Below are 23,203 nucleotides of genomic sequence, written 5' to 3' on the forward strand. Positions count from 1 at the left end.
CATGGTAGCCGATTTGCGCATGGCCTCGCCCGCGGCGGTAGAATTGGTCAACCCGAAACACCGCAACGAACGGAAGACTCACATGGCCCTCATCACTTCGTACCACGTCCCCAGCCTTTATGTCGAGGACCACAGCATCGACGTCCCCCTTGACTGGCGCGGCCTGGAGCCGATGCTCCTGGCCGTCGGCAGCACCATGCGCCGCGGCGCTATGCCGGCACCCATCGCCGGCGCGCCCGAGAGCATCAAGCTCTTCTACCGCGTGGTTTGCGCGCCCGACCGCATCAACGACGATCTGCCACTGCTCCTGTTTTTGCAGGGCGGCCCCGGCGGCGAGAGCCCGCGTCCGTTGTCGCCCACAAGCGACGGCTGGATCGAGGAGGCTGTCAAGCACTTCCGCGTGGTCCTTCCCGACCAGCGCGGCACCGGGCGCAGCAGCTGTGTAGACGGGCGCACGATTGCCGCACTGGGCGAGCGCGCGACGGCGGCCGGCTCCGATGCCGCACGCTCGCAGGCTGATTTCCTCAAGCGCCACCTCGCCAGCTCCATCGTGCGCGATTTTGAGTACCTGCGCCTAGTGGGCTTTGGCGGCAAGCCGTGGGTCACGCTCGGCCAAAGCTACGGCGGCTTTTTGACGCTGAGTTATCTGTCGCTCTTCCCCGAGGGCGTGGCGGCGAGCTTTACCTGCGGCGGCATCCCCCACGTGCCGGCGAGCGCCAGCGAGGTCTACGAGCACACCTTCCCGCGCATGGCCGCCAAGACGCAGCAGTATTATGACCGCTATCCCGCTGACGTCGAGCGCGTGGCAGCCCTGGCCGATGCGCTCGAGGCTCAGAAGCCCGTGCTGCCTGACGGCTCGCCGATGACGGTCGAGCGCCTACAGCTCATGGGCAGCGACTTTGGCATGAAGCCGAGCTTTGAGCGCATGCATTGGATTATCGATCACGCGTTTGTTACTGGCGACGGTACGCTTAGCTGCGGCTCCTCGGTATCCGACAGCTTTTTGATGCGCACCTTCGAGCGCACCAACACGCGTACAAACCCGCTGTACTGGACGCTGCAGGAGTTTATCTACGCCGACGGCGACACCATGCCCATTCGCTGGGCCGCAGCAGAGGAGAAGGCCCATCGTGCCGAGTTCGACACACTCGCGCGCCCGCTCATGTTTACCGGCGAGGCCATGTTCCCGTGGATGTTTGAGCAGATGCCCGAGCTTATGCCGTTTAAGCCCGCCATGGACCTGCTGATGGAAGACACCAGCTGGGACAAGATCTACGACCCGCAGCGCCTAGCCTGCAACGAGGTGCCACTACAGGCCGCGGTGTATTTCGACGATATGTACGTCGATTCGGGCATGCAGCTCGATACGCTCAGCCGCGTGGGCAACTCGCATGCCTGGGTGACCAACGAGTTCGAGCACGACGGCCTGCACGGCAGCGTGGTGTTCAAGCACCTCTTCGACGAAGCGTTCAACCGCGGAGACCTGCGCCGGATCTTCTAACAAAGGAGTGTCCCCACCTGCCGTCACAAAAGGAACGTCCCCAAGTACCAGGTTAATGAAGTCATTGCAGAAAGAGGACGGAAAGCGAAAACGCCCCTAAGCGAGCAAGGTGACGTGAAAGAGGAGGGCATTGACCTTTTGGTCATGCCCGACGATTGAACGTCAGATTGCCGCTTAGGGGCGTTTGCAGCGTCAATTGGTTAAGCGAAGACGATTAGGTTATCCCTGTGTATCGCCGGCTTCTCGGCCAGGTTAGCGAGCAGGCGGTTGCTGGCGATCTGGTCCTGGCGACGGCCGGCTGCAAGCTCCAGCACGTCCGAATCGGCCTCGGCGATACCGCGGGCGACGACCATACCGCTCGGATCGCACACATCGAGCACATCGCCCTCGGCAAACTGGCCATCGACCTCGCGAATACCCACCGCAAGCAGGGAAGAGCCACGGCTGACCAGCGCCTTCGCAGCACCGTCATCAACCGTCACCGAGCCGTGGGCCTTGTCGCCCAGCGCGATCCACAGTTTGCGGGGTGCGATGTCCAGGCGCTCCGCCGGCGGATCGAACAGGGTTCCCACGCTCTCGCCGCGGGCGAGACGCACGAGGGCATCGGGCTCCTCGCCCGAGCAAATCACGCTCTGAATGCCCGCCGTCATCAGGATGCGGCTCGCGCGAATCTTGGTGATCATGCCGCCCGTACCCACCGAGGTCCAAGAATCACCCGCCGAGGCAATGATCTTGGCATCGATCTTATGCACGACCGGGACAAACTCGGCCGTCGGATCCTCGTGCGGATTGGCGGTGTAGAGGCCGTCGATATCGGACAGCGTCACGCACAGGTCGGCGGAAACCAGGCAGCTCACGAGCGCCGCCAGCGTGTCGTTGTCGCCAAACTTGATCTCGTCGACGGTAACGGTGTCGTTCTCGTTGACGACCGGCACCACGCCCAGCTCCACCAGACGCAGCAGGGCGTCGCGCGCGTGCAGGTAGGACGTGCGACGCGCCGTGTCGTGACGCGTGAGCAGCACGAGCGAGGTGAGCAGGTCGCGCGCATGGAACTCCTCGTCGTAGGCCGACGAGATGATGCACTGACCAGCCGAGGCGCAGGCCTGCAGGCTCGGAAGGTCGCCGACCGGCTTGCGGTCGAAGCCCAACACGGGATAGCCACAGGCGATAGCGCCCGAGCTCACCACGACTAGACGCCAGCCGAGCTTGCGCAGCGCTGCGGCTTGATCGGCAAGTCCGCCGATAAAGGCGCGGTTGACCTTGCCATCGGCGCCCACCACCGTGGACGAACCGATCTTTACCACCATCGTTTTATAAGAAGTCGTCATACGTCAAACCAATCAACTGTTCAGCGAACGGGCGAACGGGCAAGAGAGAAAATGATCCGTTATCTTCCGTCGCATGCTGATCATTTTGCCCAGGGGAAAGCCGAGGCCGCGGCCATGTTCTTGCGCACGAGCTCGTCGCGCACCTGAGCCAGGCCCTGCTCCATGCCCACCACATAGGTCTGCGGGTACAGGAAGCGCTTAAAAGCTGCGTCCAGATGATCGAGCGCCCAAACACAGCGCTCGCGCGCGTCCTGGATGCTCTCACGCGGAGCCACTGCGCTGCCATCGCGCACGATCGGCACCAGCAGCTCGCGATACTCAAGCTCCGACACGTCGGTCACCAGGGCGGCATCATTCACGGCCACGAGGGTATTGCCGCGCGCGGCGCCCTCCCCCACCAGATGGTCCTCGTCGTAGATCATGTCGCAGACCGGGCCGCCAAAGCCGTCGTAATAACGGCGCACGCGCTGCACGCCCGGGATCGTGCGCTTGTAGGGCTGCTCGGAGAGCTTGACCACCGGCGTCCACGGGTCGGCCTCGCTCGCACGGCGGGCGGAAAGCTTGTACACGCCGCCCAGCGCCGGCTGGTCGTAGCAGGTCGCGAGCTTGGTGCCCACGCCAAAGCTATCGATGGGCGCGCCCTGGTCGAGCAGCGACTGAATCGTGTACTCATCCAGATCGTTAGAAACCGAGATCCCCACATAGGGCAGGCCCTCGGCATCGAAACGACCGCGGACATACTTGGAGAGCTTGGCGAGGTCGCCCGAGTCAATGCGAATAGCCGACAGGCGCTCGCCCGCCGCCTCCATCTCCTTGGCAACCGTAATGGCATGCTCGCAGCCCTCGCGCACATCGTAGGTGTCGATGAGCAGCGTGCAGTTCTTGGGGCTCGACTTGGCAAAGGCGCGGAAGGCCTCGAGCTCGGAATCGAAGCTCATCACCCAGCTGTGCGCATGCGTGCCAAAGACGGGAATACCGTAGCGGCGGCCGGCGAGCACATTGGACGTAGAGGAGCAGCCGGCGACGTAGCTCGCGCGCGCAACGGCCAGGCCGCCATCGGGACCCTGGGCTCGGCGCAGGCCAAACTCGGCCACGGGACGGCCGTCCGCCGCCAGCACCACTCGCGCCGTCTTGGTGGCGACAAGTGTCTGGAACCCGACGATGTTGAGCAGCGCCGTCTCAAGCAGCTGGCACTCGAGCGCAGGACCGGTGACGCGCACCATGGGCTCGCGCGGAAAGACGAGCTCGCCCTCGGGGACGGCGTCGATATTTACATGCGCACGAAAATCGCGCAGGTAGTCGAGGAATGCGGACTTGAACATCGCGCCGCCGGCCGGGGCCTGGAGCGAGGCGAGGTAGTCGATATCCTCGGGCGTAAAGCGCAGATTCTCGACCAGCTCGGGCAGCTCGGCGGTGCCGCACATGACGGCATAGGCGCTGCCAAAGGGATGGTCGCGGTAAAACGCGGTAAAACAACCCTGCTCATTGGCCTTGCCGCTCTCCCACAGGCCCTGGGCCATAGTGAGTTCGTACAGATCGGTGAGCATTGCGATGTCGGTGGGATGAGAGATATCGGTCAAAGCCATGGGGCGACCTTTCGGATGTGTGGTGCAGAATTTGAGGGTTGGACGAGAGCAGAGCATGCGGACATGACGCCCGATGCAAATCGGTTAGAGCAGGCCCATGCTGGTCAGGATCGTGTAGCCCATAAAGATGACAAACGCGATGAGGGCAAGGACAATGATGATTTTTTGAGCCGGCGCCATGCCAGGAATCTCGTTCTCGCCCGTAGGTTCCTTGGAGGTAACCATGCGCTGGGCAAAGGTCATCTCGTCACGGCTCGGCTTGGACTCGACGGACTTGGGACGAGCGGCCTTTTTAGGCTGAGGTTTGGGCGCGGCAGGTGCAGGCTTCGCTGCAGCGGGCTTGGGTGCGGGCGCGAGCTTGCGCTCGGATGCGGCGTTCGAGGCGACCTCCTCGGCCTTCGCACGCTCGGCACGCAGGGCAGCCAGCTCCTCGCGCTCGCGACGGGCCTCTTCCCGAGCCTCGCGGCGGGCCTTCTCAGCGCGGAGCTCTTCCAACTCAGCGCGCTCCTCGTCGGACAATGGTTGGGACTCAAGCTCGGCCATGGTATAGCCCTTTCTTTTAAAAAAAGCCGCCGACACAATGTCAGCGGCTTATCAAATCCAAGGGTGGAGACGAAGGGAGTCGAACCCTCGGCCTCTGCCATGCGACGGCAGCGCTCTCCCAACTGAGCTACGTCCCCAGGACAAGTCGATATTTTACCTACGGCTCGCCAACTGTCAACGCCCAATAACCAGTCTTTTTGGGGCGCGGCTATTTTGGCAACTTTTCGAACAGGCGATCCTCTCGATGATTTTTTATCCCCGTCCCAGAAAAATCATCGACGAACGCACTACTTTGCGCTGGTAAGAACACCGGTGGTGTCGAAGGCCGGGGTGAAGCTCTCGTCTACCGCGCCGCCCTCTTGCCAGAACATCGTCGTAAAACCCAGGTCGTCGGCATGGTCGAGCACCTGCTCGTACTCCTCACGCGTCACAGCGCGCGCCAGGTCGCCGCCCTGCTCGCGCATGAGCGCATTGGGCGTGTACTGGTTCATAACCGAGATCGGCACGTCGCCCACCGTCTGCCACACCAGGTCCAGCACGCGACACGAATCGTCTGCATGCCCCGGAAGCACCAGGTGACGCACGATCATGCCACGCTTCATAAGCCCGTCCTCGTCCACCAACTCTCCCCCGCGGCGCTCGATCTCGCGCGCCATCTGGGCCAGACCCGACACGGCCACACGCGGGTAATCCTTTATATGGGAGAGCGACTGCGCAAGCCCGGCATCGGCATATTTAAAGTCGGTGAGCCACACATCGACCAGGTCGCCCAGCGCCGCCACGGCACTCGCGCGCTCGTAACCACTCGTGTTGTAGACGATTGGGATAACCAGTCCGCGCGCCCGTGCCGCGGCAATCGCGGCAGGCAACAGGTGCGCATAGTGCGTCGCCGTCACCAAATTGATGTTGTTGGCACCCTGGTCCTGCAGTTCCAGCATAATCTCGACCAGGCGCTCAGGCGAAATCTCAAGGCCAAAATTGCCGGTCGAGATCTCGTGGTTCTGGCAGTAGATACATTTGAGCGAGCAGCCGCTAAAGAAGATCGTGCCCGAACCGGCCTCGCCCGAGATAGGCGGCTCCTCCCACATATGAAGCGCGGCGCGGGCCACCTTGAGCGTGTCGTTAGCACCGCAGACGCCGTGCGCGCCCTCATCGCGCGCCGCACCGCAACGGCGCGGACACAAATGGCAGGCGGGCGAAAAAAGTTCGGTCAACGACGTCGGCATAAAACCATGCTCCAAAACAACGATTCAGCAGCTCAAACGTAAAGGGATCAACCCCACAGACGGCTCGAGCCCAAGGCGCCGTAATCGTCCGACACGATTTTTGTAATGTCAAGACTGGAATCGATAAAGTGCCGCTTTATGATGTAGGTATTCCGCCCCCCGCGGAGCAACTGGGTGAACCGTCGCGTTTATTTAGGGAGCCCACACAGTCGTACCTAGTACAGGTATCCTTCGTTGTTAAGGACGCTGGAACAGTCGATGAGGGCACCCACCTGTTTTAGGTGGGTTCATTTTCGTAACGTGGGGGGTGGTTTTCTTTTGCCGAAAATCACCATTACAGTCCATATGGATCCCCGCCGGCATCCCGACAAGCCATCGACAACATCCCAATATCTGGTAAGCGCGTGATTATCGCTGCGTGCAATTCCATGTACCCCCCTTGGTCGAGTATTATGGTTCGGCTATGCCCTTTGCGCATGGCGTTCTTCTGACCTTTTCCTTCGACGCTTGGCGGTTTTTAGATTCATGGCTTCATCCCCGAGCTACATACCGTACCTATGCGTGGCAGCGGCGGCCTTTATCACGACCTTCCTCGCGGTGCCCCTGGTCAAGCGCTTGGCAATTAAGCTCGATGCCGTCGACTATCCTTCTAAGCGCCGCATCAACACCAAGCCCATCCCGCGTTTGGGCGGAACGGCGGTGTTTTTGGGCCTGGTCGTCGCCTGCACTGTGCAAATCCTAGGCACCTGGTACCTGGGTTGGCCGCCCGTTTTGGTGCCCCACCCCCGTCTGCACATCAGCTACCCCATGCTGGCGCTCTCCTTTACCGTCATCTTTGCGACCGGCGCTATCGACGACGTCTTCCAGCTCACGCCCAAGCAAAAGCTGGCCGGACAAGTCCTCGCCGCGCTTATCGCCTGTATCGGCGGCCTAAAAATCGGCGTCATCGTCAACCCGTTTGTCCCCGGCGAGATCATGCTCGGATGGCTCGCCTACCCCATCACCGTAATCTATCTGGTGGCATTCACCAACATCATTAACCTCATCGACGGCCTCGACGGCTTGGCCACGGGCATCTGCGGCATCGCGTCGTTCACCATGTTTTCGATGGCCGTGCTCTCGGGCCGCATCGACGCCGCCGCGCTCTCTATTGCGCTCTTTGGCGCCTGTCTGGCCTTTTTGCACTACAACTTCAACCCCGCAAGCATCTTCTTGGGCGACTCGGGGTCGCTGCTTCTGGGCTTTGCGCTGGGCTCCATCTCGCTGCTCAACGTGAGCCGCACCGCCGCACTCACCTCGCTTATCATCCCGCTCATCGTTGCCGGCGTGCCCATCATCGACACGTTTAGCGCCATTGTGCGCCGCAAGCGCGCCCACATTAGCATCGGACAGGCCGACAAGGGCCACATCCACCACCGCCTGATCCAAGAAGGCTACAACCAAAAACAGGCCGTGCTGCTCATCTATGCCTGGTGCATCATGCTTTCGGCCGGCGCCGCCGCCATCAATCAGGTCGAGGTGCCCATGCGCGTGCTCATTTTTACCGTGCTCGCCATTGGCTCGGCTGCCTTCGCCAAGCATCTGCATCTGTTTGAGCCCGTGCTGCGCCACCATTACAACAAGCGCACGCACGAGGACGAGCTCGTCACCCCCGACGACCCCGCCTTTAAGCAGGAGGAGCAGGCAGCTGAGGAACGTAAGGAAGAGCGCCACCACAAGCTCTAGGGCAAGCTGCCGAGGATGTGCCAAGGCACCGTTGGCCAAGCGCGGCCGCGCCGCGCCCATCGCACAAGCCACCCCTCTCCCGCCCCTCGCCTACTTACGCCCCGCCCCTCCAATAAACGCGTTATCATCTTGACCCATGAACATACGTTAGGAGCAATCATGCCAAACGAGAACAGCTACGAAGTCGCGCTGCAAAAGAGCAACGCCATTCGCGAGGGCCTGGCCAAGACGCCCGAGAAGTTCACCATGCTTACCGGCGACCGCCCCACCGGCCGTCTGCACCTGGGTCACTACTTTGGCACCCTCAAGGGCCGCGTGGAGCTGCAGAACATGGGCGCCAGGACCAACGTACTCATCGCCGACTACCAGGTCATCACCGACCGCGACACCACCGAGCACATCCAGGACAACGTGTACAACATGGTCATGGACTACCTTGCCTGCGGCATCGACCCCGACAAGACCATGATCTACGCGCACTCCGCCGTGCCCGCCGCCAACCAGCTCATGCTGCCGTTCCTGTCGCTGGTGTCCGAGGCCGAGCTGGCGCGCAACCCCACGGTCAAGGCCGAGATGGAGGCCTCGGGGCACGAGCTCACCGGCCTTCTGCTCACCTACCCGGTGCACCAGGCCTGCGACATCCTGTTCTGCAAGGGCAATGTGGTGCCCGTCGGCCGCGACCAGCTGCCGCACATCGAGCTCACCCGCACCATCGCCCGCCGCTTTAACAACCGCTACGGCAAGGTGTTCCCCGAGGTCGACGCGCTGCTGTCCGAGACCCCGCTGCTGCCCGGCCTGGACGGTCGCAAGATGAGCAAGAGCTACGGCAACGCCATCAACATCTCGATGACCGCCGAGGAGACGGCCAAGCGCATCAAGAAGAGCCAGACCGACTCCGAGCGCATGATCACGTTCGATCCCGAGAACCGCCCCGGCGTGTCCGGCCTGCTTTCGACGGCCGCCATCTGCACCGGCCGTTCCGAGGTCGAGATTGCCGAGGAGATTGGCATGGGCGGCTCCGGCCAGCTCAAGAAGTACGTGACCGAGGCCGTCAACGAGTACTTCGCACCGATCCGCGAGCGTCGCCAGCGCTACGAGAACGATCTGGACTATGTGAAGGACGTCCTTCACGAGGGCAACCGTCGCGCCAACGAGATCGCCGATCAGACCCTGGCAGAGGTTCAGGACGCCATGGGCATGGTGTACTAGACCGATTTGCTGGCTTGAGCTTTCGATTGCTTTAGGGCGGGCGCTACAACGTCCGCCTTTTTCGGAGCCGGACTGCTTCGGCTCCGCCCATCGCACTCCCCCGACAAACAGGAACAGGCCCGCCGGCAGTTAGTTGCCAGCGGGCCTGTTCCCGAAGTACACCGTTGAATCGCACAGAGGGGAGGAATGCGAATCAAACTCAACAGGGCAGGCTTTTTCATCGCCTATTGCCTGCTCCGTTGCTGAATACAATATAGTTCACCGTGGTTTACTTTGCAGCATCAATATCGCCCGCCATAGCTTCTCCATAAGTTAGCCCCGGTAAACCTGCAACAGAAAACCACCACAAAGGGGACAGGCACCTTTGTGGTGGTTCTGGCCACGGCAGAGCTGTTAGAGTCCGGCAGGCCAACGACAGACGGCCAGGTCGACGTGCATGTCGTCCTTAAACGCCACACCCTCCCCTAGCAAAAGCTCACGTTGAGCATCGGGACCGCCAAAAGCAAAACCCTCGCATATGCGCCCGTCGGCAAACACCACGCGGTGACAGGGAATCTCGCCGGGGCGCGGATTGCTATGCAGGGCATACCCCACATACCGCGCACTTCGTGGTCGACCGGCAAGCAGCGCCACCTGACCATACGTGGCGACCATCCCCTCGGGGATCTGCTCGACCACCTCGTACACCCGTTCAAAAAAGCCCTCAGACGCCATCGCGTGCTCCTTTCAACCGAACCCAGCATAAACCACCACAAAGGTACCTGTCCCCTTTGTGGTGGTTTTGACCGGAAAGCTAGTTGGCGGGGCGGAAGAAGGCTACGGCTACAGCGCCGGGGCCCACGTGGGTGCCGATGGTGGCGCCGATAGTGTGGATGGGCAGCTCACCCTCGGCATGGCCGGCCCACAACGCGGCACTGTCCTCGATATACTTCTTGAGCACCGCGTCCGAAAGGCCCGTGTAGCCGAGCGCCAGCGGCATAGAAAAGTCGACGCCGCCCGCCTGCTCAACCTTCTGGTTCAACAGGTTGCGGCCGTTCTTGGAGCCGCGTGCCTTGCCCAGCTGCACGATCAGACCGTCCTCCGCTGCCACCACGGGCTTCACGTTGAGCAGCGTACCCACAGCACCAGCCGCAGCAGACAGGCGACCGCCGCGAACGAGGTACTCAAGCGTCTCGAGCAGGCCGATGACGACAACACGGTCGCGCACGGCCTCGACAGCCGCCGCGATCTGAGCCGCGCCTTGGCCCTCGTCCACCAAACGCAGCGCGTACTCAACCAGCACGCGCTCGCCCAGGGTAACGTTATTGCTATCCACCACATACACATCGCCGCCCGGCGCCTCGGCAAGTGCGGTGCGGGCACTTTGGTTGGTGCCCGAAAGCTTAGCGCCCACGGTAATAATCACGGCTTCGTCGCCGGCCTCACGTGCTTCGGCAATCGCCTGCGAAAAGGCGTACGGGTTGACCTGACCGGTCTTGGGCAGCTCGTCGCGCTCGACCAGCATCTCGTAAAAGCGCTGGTGATCGATGTCGACGCCATCCATGTACACATCGGTGCCAAAGGTGACGGATAGTGGCAGGACGGATAGTGCCGGATGCTCCGCAGGCGACATATCGCTCGCGGAGTCGGTAATGATACGGACGGACATAGCGAATCCTTTCTTGCGCGGACCACGCGCAGGGAATTTTGACAGCAAGATCCCAGCACGACACGCACGCTCAAATAGGAACTGTGCAGTTGTTGATTAGAAGCAAGTACCAGCGCGGCTCTACATCTCGCGCAGGGTGTTGAGAATCGTGCGCAGCGACGCATACATCTGCTCGCGCTGCTCCACACCCATAGCCTTACCGGTGGTATCGAGCACCTCGCGAATGATGCGGTCCGCCTCGCTCATGCTCTCGCCGCCCAGAGCGGTCAGGCGCACCGGAGCACGGTACTTAACGGCGGCATCGCCCGAATCATCGACCTCGACGTAGCCACCCTCCTCCAGATGCGCGAGCGTACGCGAGACGGCGGCGCGGGTCACGCCTGCCATGCGAGCCAGGTCAGCGCCAGTCAGGCCGTCCTTGCTGCGCTCAAGATAGTAAAGGCACATAACGTCGGAGCCCTTGAGGCCCAGCCTTGCGCCCTCGGATGTCTTAATGCGCTGAATCTCCTTGTAGAGCCCGCTGATCAGTCCGACAAAGTCCTCGAAACGTGTCTCGTCGTTCTGCTGCATGGGAGACGACCGCCTTTCGCTTGCATAATGCTTACGGGTAAACATCTTAGTCGCATAAGGCGACACCCGTACCCAAATACCCCATTTGTTAACCCATCAACATAAAAACCACCACAAAGGGGACAGGCACCTTTGTGGTGGTTTTGACCGGCGAACATGATCCGCAGGCGTCGCTACAGCTCCACGCAGGGATTGTCGCGGGTCACAAGCGTCTTAACGACAACCGTCGCTCCCAGATAGCGCTCGAGCAGCTCGGCTAAGCGATCGATCGCGGCCTGGCAATCCCCCATCCGCTCGGGCTCCACGCACTCAATCGCCAGGAACGCATCGGCCGAATCATCGGACAGCGCCGTGCGAACGCCGTCGCGCCAGTTCCAGCAGCGGCACACAGCGCCCGCATCGTCGATGTAGGCGAGCTCGCCGGGCAGCGTCGGATCGTCCGCCTCCTCGCCAAGCGGCAAGAACGCATCGCCACCATCGGTCACCTTCAAGCGAAGATCTCCCTCAATCGCATGCAGGTCCTCGCCGCCAACGGGCAGCGCATAAGTCAACGAAATCGTGTTGTAGATATCCACCACCGGTGTGATGTGGCCGACCGGCTTGCCTTTGAGCACGCGCTTGAGCAGGTTCTCAACTGAGCAACGCGCGCCCTTCTTGGTCTTGAACAGGCGATACGCCTCGCGCCATGCCTTAACCGGCGCGTTCTCGCTGATGGTATCGCTTGTCAGGTGACGCTCCGCATCGATATTGGCGCGATTGAGCAACGTGGCGATCGCATCCACGTCCTCCTGGGGAATCTGGGCCGCGGGCTTCATGCCCTTTACGACTACGACGCCGACCGCCGCCTGCGGAAACAGCTCCCAAAACGAATCCTCGGCAACGAAACTCTTCATATGCTCTCCCTTCATAGCGTACGCCCGAGCGAGGGCGCCTAAACAAAAAGCGCCCTCACAGCGGCCACCTTCAAAGTCCTACGGTGCCGCCACAAGAGCGCTTACGCTGTCCCCATCCGGAGAAGGGGACGATATGTCAAGCGTATTGTAACCCGAGTCATCCACGCGAGCAAAACCACCATAAAGGCGCCTGTCCCCTTTGTGGTGGATATGGACTCACGGCGAAGCTAGTGGCGAAGTCCCAGCAGGCCGCGGCCGCGATGACGGGCCTCGGCGGACACCTGGGCGTGCGGGCCGGCGGCTTTGACGGACTCGGGCAGGTGCGAGTACTTCTTCTCGAAGTTCTCCTCGAACATCACCGCCAGGTTGTGCGCGGCCTCGTCGTAGCGCGCGGTGCTCTGCCAGTATTGGCGCGGCACCAGGATGCCATCGGGCACGCCGTGGCACGTCGTGGGAATGTCGACGTTAAAGATGTCGTCGTGCACGAACTCGCTATCCTCGATGGTGCCGTCGAGGGCGCGTGCGACCAGCGAGCGCGTGTAGGCCAGCTCGATGCGATGACCCACGCCGTAGCCGCCGCCAATCCAGCCGGTGTTGACCAGGTACACGCGTGTGCGGCCGTCGGCAATGCGCTCGCCAAGCATCTTGGCGTAAACCATGGGGTCGAGCGGCATAAACGGCTCGCCGAACAGCGAAGAGAACGTGGGCGTGGGCTCGGTGACGCCGACCTCGGTGCCGGGAATCTTAGCCGTAAAGCCCGTCACAAAGTGGTACATGGCGGCATCAGCCGTCAGGCGTGAGATGGGCGGCAGCACGCCAAAAGCGTCGCAAGTCAGGAACAGCACGACACTCGGAGTGGTGCCCATGCCCTTAGTCCACGCGTTAGGAATGTGCTCCACGGGATAGGCCACGCGCGTGTTGTGCGTGATCGAGATGTCGTCGTAGTTGGGCTTGCGGTTCTCGTCGAGCACCACGTTTTCGCAAATGGCGCCAAAACGGACGGCGTTGAAGATCTCGGGCTCGTGGAAGGCGTCCAGGCCCTCGCATTTTGCGTAGCAGCCACCCTCGATGTTGAAGATGCCCATGTCGGACCAGCCGTGCTCGTCGTCGCCGATCAGCAGGCGCGTGGGGTTGGCAGAAAGCGTGGTCTTGCCCGTGCCGGACAGGCCAAAGAACACGGCAGTCTCGTGCGTGACGGGATCCATGCTGGCCGAGCAGTGCATGGGCAGCACGTCATCCTCGACGGGCAGCAGATAGTTCATGACGCTAAAGATCGACTTTTTAATCTCGCCGGAGTAGCCGGTGCCGGCGACCAGAATCACGCGTTCCTGGAAGTTGATGACCACGGCGGCGCTGGAGTTGAGGCCCTTGATGGCAGGATCGCACTGGTAACCGGGCGCTGCGAGCACGCAGAAGTCGGGCTCGCCGGTGCGCGCGATTTCGCGGGCGAGCGGACGGGCGAGCATTTGCTTAATGAAGAGTGCCTGGCTGGCACGCTCGCAGGCAACAAGCAGGCGACGCGTGTGGTTGCGGTCAGCGCCCGCCATGCCGCGCGTGACGAACACGTCGCGCTCGTTGAGATAGTCGACGATGCCGGCCTTGATGGCCTCATAGCTCTCGACGGACAGTGGGCGGTTGACCGCACCCCAGGCGATCTTGTCGTGAACATCGGGGGTGTCAACGATAAAACGATCGTTGGGCGAACGACCAGTGCGCTCCCCCGTCTCGATCACGAGCGCGCCATTAGAAGCCATACGGCCCTCTTTGCGACGAATAGCGTGCTCGACAAGCTCTGCCGCCGGCAGGTCCACCAGCAGACGGGGTTGATTCTCGGCGGGATCTTCAACGAGCGTAATACCAAAGTTGGACAGAACTTCTGCAGGGGTAACACCAGGCATGGGGCCTCCTTTAAAAACGCGACACGTGGACGCGACGCGCACTTTACTCACGTAAAGCCCGTTGTACCCGATATGCAAAAACGTTTTTGCGGCAAGGGCGGCAAGCCCGCCCAACGGTCAAAAATCGCAGGCAAGCGGCCTAGTCATTGGGGACGTTTTTAAACGCCTAGTCATTGGGAACACTCTTGAACAGGCAACATTCAAGGAGCGCCCCCGGATGCCGGCACTTAGGGACGTTCCCAAAGTGCCGGCACATAAGGAACGTCCCTAAGTGCCGACTACAGCGGCAGGCCTTGGCCGAGCATGGCTATGGCGCTCATCAGGACCAGCATGCCGGCAGCGTAGGGCAGCACCGCGCCCAGGAGTTCGGCATCCTTACCGCGCACGTGCACGGCGGCAAGACCAATGGCGAGGGTCTGCGGCGAGATCATCTTACCAGCGGCGACGCCCAGGGCGTTCAATGCGACCATCCAGTAGTCGCTCACACCCAGCGCAGTGGCGGCCTGGCTCTGAATGGGACCAAACAGCATGCCCGAGGACGTGCCCGAGCCGGTCACGAACGCACCGACTGCGCCGATCCACGGAGCCAGAATCGGGTAGAGACCGCCGGCGACCGCAATGCAAAACGCACTGATCGACGAAATCATGCCGGCATAGCCCATCACCTTGGCGCAGCCCAGTACCGAAAGCATCGTGATCACCGTCGGCGTCATCTGCTTCACAGTCGCGGCCAGCACCTCGCCCATCATGCGCGGCGAAGCGCCCTGAATGGCACCGCCGACAAACGCCGCCAGGAAAATCCAGACGCCTGGCGTGTTGATCCACGAAAACGTAAGCATACCGGGATTCTCACCGCAATACACCTGCACATGGCTCGCAAACGGCGCGAGCGCAGCATGTACAGCGGGCACCAGATTAGACGTGCCCAGCAGCAACACAAAGATCAGGATGAAGCACGACCAGGCCGAAAGCGCCGACTTAACGGTGAGCTTCTCCCCCGCCTCGATATTCATGTGAAAGCGTGCGTCCAGATGCCCCGACTTCTCGGCACGCATGGCAAGCGCAGCTGTCAGCGCGAGCGAAACGATGGATCCTACGACCACGGCCAGCTCGGGGCCCACAAACATGGCAACGACCAGAGCCGCGCCGACAAACGACACGCCGGAGAGCAACGCCACGCCGGCAACACCGTGCAGGCGCTCGCCCACACTCGCGGCATTGCCCTGGTCATCGGCAACACGGCCCGCAACCAGCACAATAAATAGCGGCATCACCACAAAGAACGGTGCGAGCTGCACCAGCTGAACGGTCGCTAGGTGAAGGGAATCCAAACCCACCAGGTCGGCAACGGACACCGTGGGGATGCCGATGGAGCCGTAGGGCGTGGGCACGCCGTTGGCCAGCAGGCAGATGAGCACGGCAGGCACGGCCTCAAAGCCCAGGCCCGCGAGCATGCCGGCGGGAATGGCGACAGCGGTACCGAAGCCGGCCATGCCCTCCATAAAGCCACCGAAGCACCAAGCCACGAGCAGCGCCAGCAGACGGCGGTCGCTGCTGATGGAGGTGATCATGCTGCCGATCACGTCCATGGCGCCCGTACGAACGCAAAGGTTATACGTGAACACCGCGGCGATGATCACCAGGACGATGGGCCACAGAGCCATCAAAAAACCTTCGAGCGAGGCGGTCGCGATCTGCGCTGCCGGCAGGTGCCACCATGCGAAGGCAAGCAAGCACGAAAGGACAAACGATCCGATAGCGGCCTTCCAAGCTGGCCATTTAAAGCACAGCAGCATCACGACCAGCCAAATAATCGGCACAAGAGCCAGTAAGAATGCGGCGACGTCCATAGGTAGAAGCTCCTTGGTACCGCGTGGGCGGCATCGGGGGTGTCACAAAACTTCAACAGGATACCGCACGTTTACCGACAAATTACAGCCGCCCGCCGAAATTATTGAACAATCCGTTCAAAAACACGAACGAACACCGTCGCGTCTATACTAAAGCGCAGCAATAGAAAGGACTCCGCTTTGAGCATCACGCCCCTCGATAGCATTCGCCGCGCCATCGCCCGCCGCAACGGCGTCTCCAACCCCGCTGCATCGAGAGACGGCGCCGCGAAGGCCCAGGGCGGCCGCATCGAGAACGGCCTCTTCCCTGCCTCGCACACTGCCGAGGAACTCGCACGCATCCAAGAGCTGAGTCAGCGCAACGCCGGCGGGCCCGATAGCAGCCAAGCCACACGTCGCCGGCGCGAACGCGATCGCAAGCCCGGCCCCGTCCGCCGCATGGTCAACGCTTGGTGGAACCGTCTGCTCGGTGCCGTCTACGGCGGCGGCTTCTCCATGCAGGAAGCGGAATACGAGGAGCACGCCACCCGCCGCGATTACCTTTGGAACGCTCTCGGCACCGCCGTGTGGGGCTTGGCGTTTCCGCTGCTCACCATCGTGTCCACACAGCTCGTGGGCGCCGAAGAAGCCGGCAAGTTCTCCATCGCCTTTGTCACCGGCACGCTCATCATGATCGCATGCAACTACGGCGTGCGCAATTTCCAGGTCTCGGACATCGACGAAAAGACGTCCTTCGCCTCCTACCAGCTCAATCGTTGGATCTGCGGAGCGCTCGCCCTAGGCTGCGGCCTCATGTATAGCAGCGCCCGCGGCTATGACGCGCAGATGGCGACGATCGGCCTGGGCGTCTACCTGTATAAGGTCATCGACGGCGTCGCCGACGTGTACGAAGGCCGCCTGCAGCAGGCCGACAAGCTCTACTTGGCTGGAATGAGTCAAACGCTACGCTCCGTCGGCGTCATCGCGGTCTTCAGCGTGGCGCTGTTCTTCACGCGTAGCATGCCCATCGCGGCCATGGCCATGGGCATCGCCGCGATCGCCTCGCTCGTGCTGGTCACCGCGCCGCTCGCCCTGCTCGAGACCGAAAAATCGCGCCGCGTAAGCCTGCGCGAGGTCGGCCACCTGTTTGTCCAGTGCGCCCCACTCTTTGGCGCGCTATTCCTGTTCAATCTTATCGAGAGCATGCCCAAGTTTGTGATGGAAGGAACACTGGCCTACAAATACCAGTTGTACTTTAATGCCCTGTTTTTTCCAGCTCAGGCTATTCTGTTGAGCATTGGATTTGTCTATAAACCGCAGCTCCTGCGCTTGTCGAGCATTTGGGCTAATCCTCGCAAGCGTCGTCGCTTTGACCTGATTATTGTTGCCGTTATGGCGCTGATCGTGGTCATCACCGGCGTGTGCGCCGCATTTATGGCAGGTCCCGGTATTCCCCTCATGAGCTATATGTACGGCCTCAACTTTGAGCGCTACCGCACATTGGCGCTGCTGATGGTCGTCGCCGGCGGCGTCACCGCGGCCATCGACTTTATCTACGCCATCATCACGGTGCTGCGCCATGCCGGCGACGTCACCAAGATCTACCTGATCTGCTTTGCCGTGAGCGTGGTGCTCCCGGTGATTCTGATCAATCTGCTCGGCCTGATGGGCGCCGTCGTGAGCTACCTAGCCATCATGGCCCTACTGCTGGTACTGTTGATTATCGAGTACGCCCATATCCGCCAACGCATAGAGAGGGACCGGAATCCGTACGGCGCCTAATTGCGGCGATGGGAGAAGCTAATTTGCGGTGGAATCACCCCGGCTGGAGTCTCGTTGCGGACACGCAAAACTAAGTGAGTAGACTTTTACCGAATCCCGGACCACACCGACAAAGCACAAGTCTGTGACCTGCGGTTTTATTGAGGCAAATATGTTGGGTGCTCGGCATTTCCAAAAAAGTCTACTCACTTAGCCAGCGGGCAGCCAAATGATTATTTAATCCCCGTCCCAGAGAAATCAATTAGCGGGCAGAAGGGCAAAAGTAGTCAAAAAAGCCCCGTCCCAAATTAGCTACCCCTTGCACCGATTATTCGCCCGGGTTGATGTTCGCGTAGAACTCCGCCCCGTCGTCCAGGCGCAGGATGCCCACGCGACCGAACTCGGAGCCGGTGGCGGCAGCGCAGTCGATGTCGATGCGATCGGGCACACCGGCGGCATCCTCGCCGCCCAGGCGCACGATCTGCCCGCGGCCCGACTCCTCATCGAGCCCCGCAAGACCACCGACCTCGCAATAACGCCCGAGCGACACCGTTGGCGTGTGACCGCTCACCACGACCGGACCCTTGCCCTCGGCAGAAAGCAGCCCGGTCGACACATCCCAATAGCCGTGACGAATCCACAGCAGGTCATCGGACGACTGCACTGCGAGCATCTGCTGCAGCAGCTCGCGATCGGCACCCACCGCTCCGACGCCATCGGCACAATCGACACCATGCTCAAGCAAAAACGCGCGCGCCGCCTTCATCTCGATTCCAGCATGTACCAGCAGATACGGGCGCTCCTCGGTCTCGACCACCGCGTAGAGCGGCAGCGCGGCCATCCATCGCACGAGCTCCTCGTATGCCTCAAATTCCATGTCGTTGAGCTGCTCGCGCGTCGTCCAGCCACCGTTGATATCCCAGGTCTCGGCATCGAGCGGATCCTGACCAATGATGGCATCGAGCATGATCTGCTCGTGATTACCCTTGAGCACGTGGGCGTTGGGCAGCGAGCGCACGAGCTTAATAACGCCAACCGGATCGGGCCCGCGATCGATCATGTCGCCCAGCACGTACAGCGTGTCGTCGGACGTCAAAGAGATCTTAGACAGGGCCTCGTCAAGCGCACGCACGTGCCCGTGAGCATCAGATGTCACATAGATCGCCATGGTACGCCTCTCCTTGCATTGCGGCCGAAGCCCGGCGCCGCAACTAAAACTTCAAGTTGAACTTAAACGTTACCCATTGTACTCCGTTGCAATAAAGCTGGAAAGGGTTTCCGAGCAGAGGCAAAGACGGCGGCCGTCTATGACGATATCGCGCACGCCCGCAATCCAACCCCATAAACCCACCATCTTTGGGTACAAATAACCGCAGACAACTGACCGTGCCACGCCAACCACCCAGGAGCGGACACCATCCATGAACCAGATCCTTCTTTTTATCGGCCTCGTCATCATTTTGTGCCTGACCATCAAACCCGTCGGCAAAAAACTCCCCTTCCCCACCCTGCTCATCTTTATCGCGCTGGGCATGTTGTTGGGCGTCAACGGCCCGACGCATATCGACTTTAGCGACTACGCACTCACCGAAGCCGTCTGCAGCACGGCGCTGCTGTTCATCATGTTCTACGGCGGCTTTAACACCAACATCGACCGCGCCAAGCCCGTCGCTGTGCCCGCAGTGCTGCTGAGCACGCTCGGCGTCGTCATTACCGCCGGTATCACGGGCGCTTTCGCACATTTCGCGCTGGGCTTCGACTGGATCGGCGGTCTGCTGCTGGGCTCGGTCGTGGCGTCAACCGATGCGGCGAGCGTCTTTAGCGTGCTGCGCGAGCACAACCTGTCTCTGAGGGACGGCACCGACTCGCTGCTCGAGGTCGAATCGGGCTCCAACGACCCCGTCGCCTACATGCTCACCGCGGTGCTCGCGACCCTCGCGGCGGGCGGCAACATCGACATTCCCGTCTTACTGGCCAAGCAGGTCATCCTTGGCGTGGGGCTGGGCCTTGCCATCGGCTGGACATCCAGCCGCTTGATTGAACGCGCACACGCAACGGCCGAGGGCGCGCAGACTATCTTTTTGTTTGCCGTGGCGATCGTCGCCTACGCGCTGCCGAGCTATCTGGGCGGCAACGGCTTTTTGGCCGTATACCTGGCAGGCATTGTGCTGGGCGCGAGCGACATCACCGGCAAGGTCGAGCTGGCGCACTTCTTTGACACCCTTACCGAGATGGCCGAGATGACGATTTTCTTTTTGCTCGGCTTGCTCGTGACACCCGCGCGCCTGCCGCAAATGCTGCTACCGGGCCTGGCGCTCATGGCGTTTATGCTCTTTGTAAGCCGCCCCATCGCCGTCGGTCTGCTGTTGGCACCCTTTAAGACCAGCCTCCGCCAGGTTGCGCTCGTAAGCTGGGCGGGTCTGCGCGGTGCGGCTTCGGTCGTATTTAGCCTCTTTGCCGTGGTGGCTGGTGTTCCCGGCGGTCACGACCTATTTGACCTGGTGTTTGTGATTGCCGTGTCGAGCATTGTGGTACAGGGCTCGCTGTTACCGGCGGTGGCAAAGAAGCTCGACATGATCGACGCGGAAGGCGACGTGCGCCGTACGTTTAACGATTACCGCGACGAGGACGGCATGTCGTTTGTCAAGCTCAAGGTGGGCGCGGGACACCCGTTTGCCGGACGCTCGCTCGCCGATATTGGCAGCGCCACGGACATGCTGGTGGTCTTGGTGCTGCGCGACGGTGCGCACCCGGTGCTGCCCAACGGCGATACCGTAATTGAAGAAGGCGACCTTCTGGTTATGGCCGCGCCGACGTTTGAAGAGCGTGCCGAGGTTACGCTGCGCGAGGTCACCGTGACACCCCACGGGCGTCTGGCCGGCCAGCGCCTGCGCGACGTGCCGCAGGGCAAGCACCCCTTTATCGTGGTGATGCTCAAACGCGACGGCCAAACCATCATCCCCGACGGCAACACCCTCATATACGCCGGCGACGAAGCCGTCATCGCCACGCTGGCATCGTAGCGGCCAGGGGGTAGCTAATTTGGGACGGCCTTCTTTCTAATTTCTTTTAGCAAGCCTTTTTTAAACGCAGTACTACCACCAAAAAACTTCTGGTCAGTATTAGTCTGCTTATTTGCCTGATATTTCAGACTCGTGAACTCAATGGTACAGATATAGTCCGCAGCCTGAGCCAAATAGTAATCAGATGAAGTTGTCGGCTTATAGATAACTGCATTTTTAGCCAAAGCGTAATCGATTGCCTTGTGAAGCGCACTCGAAACCGAACCCTGTCCTCCGTCGTAGTAAATCTTTACAGCATCATACTGCTGAAACCAACTCAGATTGTCGAATATGAAATCGATGATTTCACGCCGCATCGCATCGGCAATCTGTTTAAGAGTTCGGTACCGATGCGTCTTGAACACAAACACCTTGTACGAGATGGGCAAATGTCGAAACATAACTCGAAATAGTGAAAACAGCCTTTTTCTCTCACTGATGTCCAAGTCCTTGAACTGATCTTTTCCATTCATGAGAGGAGAAGCATGGAACGGAAGAAGCGGCAATCCACTTTCGGCTACCGCCCTTTCATATTTCTTTATTCCCTCAGCGATGGGAATATCTTGTTCATGAAAAACAAAGGCCACCAGATAGTATCTTTCACGAAGATCATCGCTTCCAGATTCATCAATAAAGATACTCAGCTCTCGCATGGGCAATCCTTAATAAAAAAGCCGGGGAAAACGTCCCCGGCACTTGGAAGCCCTCTCTTAAGAGATGACCACCTAATTTATACCATGAAGTTAGACGTATGTTCAAGCATGAGTATAAAATACAAACATATGTTCGTCAATAGCCAAGGCAGCCATCATTCAGTGTCATCGTCAACGGCAAAGTCGCGGAGGTCGAGGCCTTCGCGCTCGGCTCGGGCCAGGAGCTCTTGGGGCGACTCGTCCTCGATATCCACTACGTCGAGCATGGCAGCGGGAAAGCCCACGCCCGCCGCGCTCCCAGCGCGATCGAGCAGGTTCTCGCGTAGCCGGTCTACATCAACTTCGATCTTCATGGTGAAACCTCCTACCAGACCAGGACCCTACTCACCAGCGCCAAGCACATCCACAGCAGCAACAAAAGCCGCAACCTGCTTGTCGTCCATCTGCGCAGCCAAACGCCCCACGGGCTCATCGTAGGCGAACTGAACCTTATCGATAAAGCAATCCCAAGCACGCTCGTCCACACGCACGGCGGCCTCGCAATACTGGCTGAGCTTTTTGAGTCCATACCAAAACGCATTTACATGGCGCGCGGGGTCCTCGTCCAGCACGCCATCGTAGCGGCGCCCGTTAAACTCGCGCATGCGCGCCACGGCAACCTCGAGCGAGTCGCCGCCCTCGGCCAAAGCCTCATCAACAAGCTCGGGAATCGGAACCTCACGTCGAACATCGTGTCTGGTAGCGCCATCGTACTCGCCCACCAACACGTCTTCGTCAAGTCGAGAATCATAGTCGAAATAGCTCGAGCCCCTACAAACCCCATGCGGCGAGCCAGAGCCAAACGCGCAGAATAACCCGCCGTCGGCAACAACTCGACGGTAGGTCTCAAACGACTTCTTAACCTGAGCGAGCAACTCGGAAAGCTCCTCGGCATCGCACGCCGTCTCGCACGCAACGCACGCAGACTCAGGCAACGATACCGGCTCCACCGTGCTCCCCGCAACGCGGGCGGCGCGCTCGGCCCGATACGCCTGCGCCGCCAAGCGTGCCCGCTGCGCAGCACCGCGCACGTTGGTAAGTTCACGCTCCAGCGCCACGTCGCCAGCAGCATCACCGGCCACGTCGTTCACAAGCCCGTCAGCGTGCTGCGGCCCCGTCGCGCTCAGCTCGGACTCGAACGTCGCCGTGATCATACCCGCAAGGTCCGTCGCGTCGGCGGCACAACGCAACTGCTCCAGCTGCGTGCACAGCAGGTCGGCATCCAGGGGCGCGGCATCCACAACGCGCACGTCACTCAGGCGCGCCACGTCCTGCAGCACCATAGCCCCCGCAGCATCGTACGCCGCGCGCACCTTGTCCGCCGTATTCGCACGTAGCCTTACCTCGATAAACGCAAGCGTCTGCTCCAAACGGGCCAGCAGCTCGGCCTTGTCCTCCATGCGCAAAAAGGCAGCATAGCGACGCTCCATCCGCAGCGGACCAACAATGCCCGCCTGCTTGCGAGCGCGTGCAAGCGCAGCGCCCTCAACACGGCGAACATACCCGTCAACAGCCCGCACGGCAGAGTCGCGCGCAGTGTGCTCAGCAGCCTCGACGCCCCTAAGCACGCCCAGCAGCTCGCGGGAGCGCGCCTTGCGCACCAACTCCCCGCGATCGTACTGCTCAAGCGCCGTCTGACGCTTGGCCACCGACTCAAAGCCAAACAGCTCGTCGAGCAGCTCACCAACAGAACGCTCGTCTGCCACGGCAGGCCTCCTCACGCACTACGCAC

19 protein-coding genes and 1 tRNA gene are annotated in these 23,203 nt (G+C 61.0%); 5 read left to right on the top strand and 15 right to left on the bottom strand.

What is annotated here, in order from left to right; translation table 11 throughout:
* Positions 1-82 precede the first annotated feature (82 nt).
* On the top strand, positions 83-1,501 hold the full coding sequence (locus JMJ97_RS05415) for an alpha/beta hydrolase (RefSeq protein ID WP_260699417.1): 1,419 nt from the start codon (positions 83-85) through the stop codon (positions 1,499-1,501).
* Positions 1,502-1,701: 200 nt separating this feature from the next.
* On the opposite strand, the gene proB is transcribed toward JMJ97_RS05415, so the two are convergent.
* The 5 genes from proB to JMJ97_RS05440 form a co-directional block, all read right to left on the bottom strand.
* On the bottom strand, positions 1,702-2,829 hold the full coding sequence (gene proB / locus JMJ97_RS05420) for a glutamate 5-kinase (RefSeq protein ID WP_260699418.1): 1,128 nt from the start codon (positions 2,827-2,829) through the stop codon (positions 1,702-1,704).
* Positions 2,830-2,909: 80 nt separating this feature from the next.
* Positions 2,910-4,415, bottom strand: a complete 1,506-nt coding sequence (locus tag JMJ97_RS05425) for a nicotinate phosphoribosyltransferase (RefSeq protein ID WP_260699419.1) — start codon at positions 4,413-4,415, stop codon at positions 2,910-2,912.
* An 84-nt stretch (positions 4,416-4,499) separates the two neighbouring features.
* Positions 4,500-4,958: a hypothetical protein gene (locus tag JMJ97_RS05430; RefSeq protein WP_260699420.1), complete on the bottom strand. Its 459-nt coding sequence runs from the start codon at positions 4,956-4,958 to the stop codon at positions 4,500-4,502.
* A 64-nt stretch (positions 4,959-5,022) separates the two neighbouring features.
* A tRNA-Ala gene (locus JMJ97_RS05435) sits at positions 5,023-5,095 on the bottom strand.
* Between the two features lie 150 nt (positions 5,096-5,245).
* The gene (locus JMJ97_RS05440; RefSeq protein ID WP_006235472.1) at positions 5,246-6,184 is read right to left on the bottom strand and encodes a radical SAM protein; all 939 of its coding nucleotides are present in this window, start codon (positions 6,182-6,184) and stop codon (positions 5,246-5,248) included.
* A gap of 525 nt (positions 6,185-6,709) precedes the next feature.
* On the opposite strand from JMJ97_RS05440, the gene JMJ97_RS05445 reads away from it, so the two are divergent.
* Positions 6,710-7,909: an MraY family glycosyltransferase gene (locus tag JMJ97_RS05445; RefSeq protein ID WP_260699421.1), complete on the top strand. Its 1,200-nt coding sequence runs from the start codon at positions 6,710-6,712 to the stop codon at positions 7,907-7,909.
* A gap of 159 nt (positions 7,910-8,068) precedes the next feature.
* Positions 8,069-9,118: a tryptophan--tRNA ligase gene (trpS, locus tag JMJ97_RS05450; protein WP_055286519.1), complete on the top strand. Its 1,050-nt coding sequence runs from the start codon at positions 8,069-8,071 to the stop codon at positions 9,116-9,118.
* A gap of 393 nt (positions 9,119-9,511) precedes the next feature.
* Here the strand turns inward: trpS and JMJ97_RS05455 are convergent, their stop codons facing one another.
* From JMJ97_RS05455 to JMJ97_RS05480, 6 genes are all read right to left on the bottom strand, one after another.
* Positions 9,512-9,832 (bottom strand): MGMT family protein, encoded by a 321-nt coding sequence (locus JMJ97_RS05455; RefSeq protein ID WP_217107928.1) that lies wholly within the window; start codon positions 9,830-9,832, stop codon positions 9,512-9,514.
* Positions 9,833-9,911: 79 nt separating this feature from the next.
* On the bottom strand, positions 9,912-10,766 hold the full coding sequence (locus tag JMJ97_RS05460) for a DegV family protein (RefSeq protein ID WP_260699422.1): 855 nt from the start codon (positions 10,764-10,766) through the stop codon (positions 9,912-9,914).
* Between the two features lie 120 nt (positions 10,767-10,886).
* Complete coding sequence (locus JMJ97_RS05465) at positions 10,887-11,336, bottom strand: MarR family winged helix-turn-helix transcriptional regulator (protein ID WP_260699423.1); 450 nt, start codon at positions 11,334-11,336, stop codon at positions 10,887-10,889.
* A 173-nt stretch (positions 11,337-11,509) separates the two neighbouring features.
* Positions 11,510-12,229 (bottom strand): B3/B4 domain-containing protein, encoded by a 720-nt coding sequence (locus tag JMJ97_RS05470; protein WP_260699424.1) that lies wholly within the window; start codon positions 12,227-12,229, stop codon positions 11,510-11,512.
* A gap of 227 nt (positions 12,230-12,456) precedes the next feature.
* Positions 12,457-14,127 (bottom strand): phosphoenolpyruvate carboxykinase (ATP), encoded by a 1,671-nt coding sequence (pckA, locus tag JMJ97_RS05475; protein ID WP_260699425.1) that lies wholly within the window; start codon positions 14,125-14,127, stop codon positions 12,457-12,459.
* Between the two features lie 278 nt (positions 14,128-14,405).
* A complete protein-coding gene (locus tag JMJ97_RS05480) occupies positions 14,406-15,977 on the bottom strand; it encodes an L-lactate permease (RefSeq protein WP_161115861.1) in 1,572 nt (523 codons plus the stop codon).
* 180 nt (positions 15,978-16,157) lie between these two features.
* On the opposite strand from JMJ97_RS05480, the gene JMJ97_RS05485 reads away from it, so the two are divergent.
* On the top strand, positions 16,158-17,738 hold the full coding sequence (locus JMJ97_RS05485; RefSeq protein ID WP_328291091.1) for a lipopolysaccharide biosynthesis protein: 1,581 nt from the start codon (positions 16,158-16,160) through the stop codon (positions 17,736-17,738).
* 307 nt (positions 17,739-18,045) lie between these two features.
* Here JMJ97_RS05485 and JMJ97_RS05490 read toward each other — a convergent pair whose 3' ends face one another.
* Positions 18,046-18,885 carry a metallophosphoesterase family protein gene (locus JMJ97_RS05490; RefSeq protein WP_260699426.1) on the bottom strand — a complete coding sequence of 280 codons (840 nt, stop codon included), beginning with the start codon at positions 18,883-18,885 and terminating at the stop codon, positions 18,046-18,048.
* A gap of 253 nt (positions 18,886-19,138) precedes the next feature.
* Between JMJ97_RS05490 and JMJ97_RS05495 the strand changes: the two genes are divergently transcribed.
* On the top strand, positions 19,139-20,740 hold the full coding sequence (locus tag JMJ97_RS05495; RefSeq protein WP_260699427.1) for a potassium/proton antiporter: 1,602 nt from the start codon (positions 19,139-19,141) through the stop codon (positions 20,738-20,740).
* Between the two features lie 14 nt (positions 20,741-20,754).
* On the opposite strand, the gene JMJ97_RS05500 is transcribed toward JMJ97_RS05495, so the two are convergent.
* The 3 genes from JMJ97_RS05500 to JMJ97_RS05510 all read right to left on the bottom strand — a co-directional run bounded on the left by JMJ97_RS05500 (position 20,755) and on the right by JMJ97_RS05510 (position 23,177).
* A complete protein-coding gene (locus tag JMJ97_RS05500) occupies positions 20,755-21,432 on the bottom strand; it encodes a DUF3800 domain-containing protein (protein WP_260699428.1) in 678 nt (225 codons plus the stop codon).
* Between the two features lie 155 nt (positions 21,433-21,587).
* The gene (locus JMJ97_RS05505) at positions 21,588-21,785 is read right to left on the bottom strand and encodes a hypothetical protein (protein ID WP_260699429.1); all 198 of its coding nucleotides are present in this window, start codon (positions 21,783-21,785) and stop codon (positions 21,588-21,590) included.
* 27 nt (positions 21,786-21,812) lie between these two features.
* The gene (locus JMJ97_RS05510; RefSeq protein ID WP_260699430.1) at positions 21,813-23,177 is read right to left on the bottom strand and encodes a hypothetical protein; all 1,365 of its coding nucleotides are present in this window, start codon (positions 23,175-23,177) and stop codon (positions 21,813-21,815) included.
* Positions 23,178-23,203 lie beyond the last annotated feature (26 nt).

The organism is Collinsella aerofaciens (assembly GCF_025289055.1).
Lineage (GTDB): Bacteria > Actinomycetota > Coriobacteriia > Coriobacteriales > Coriobacteriaceae > Collinsella.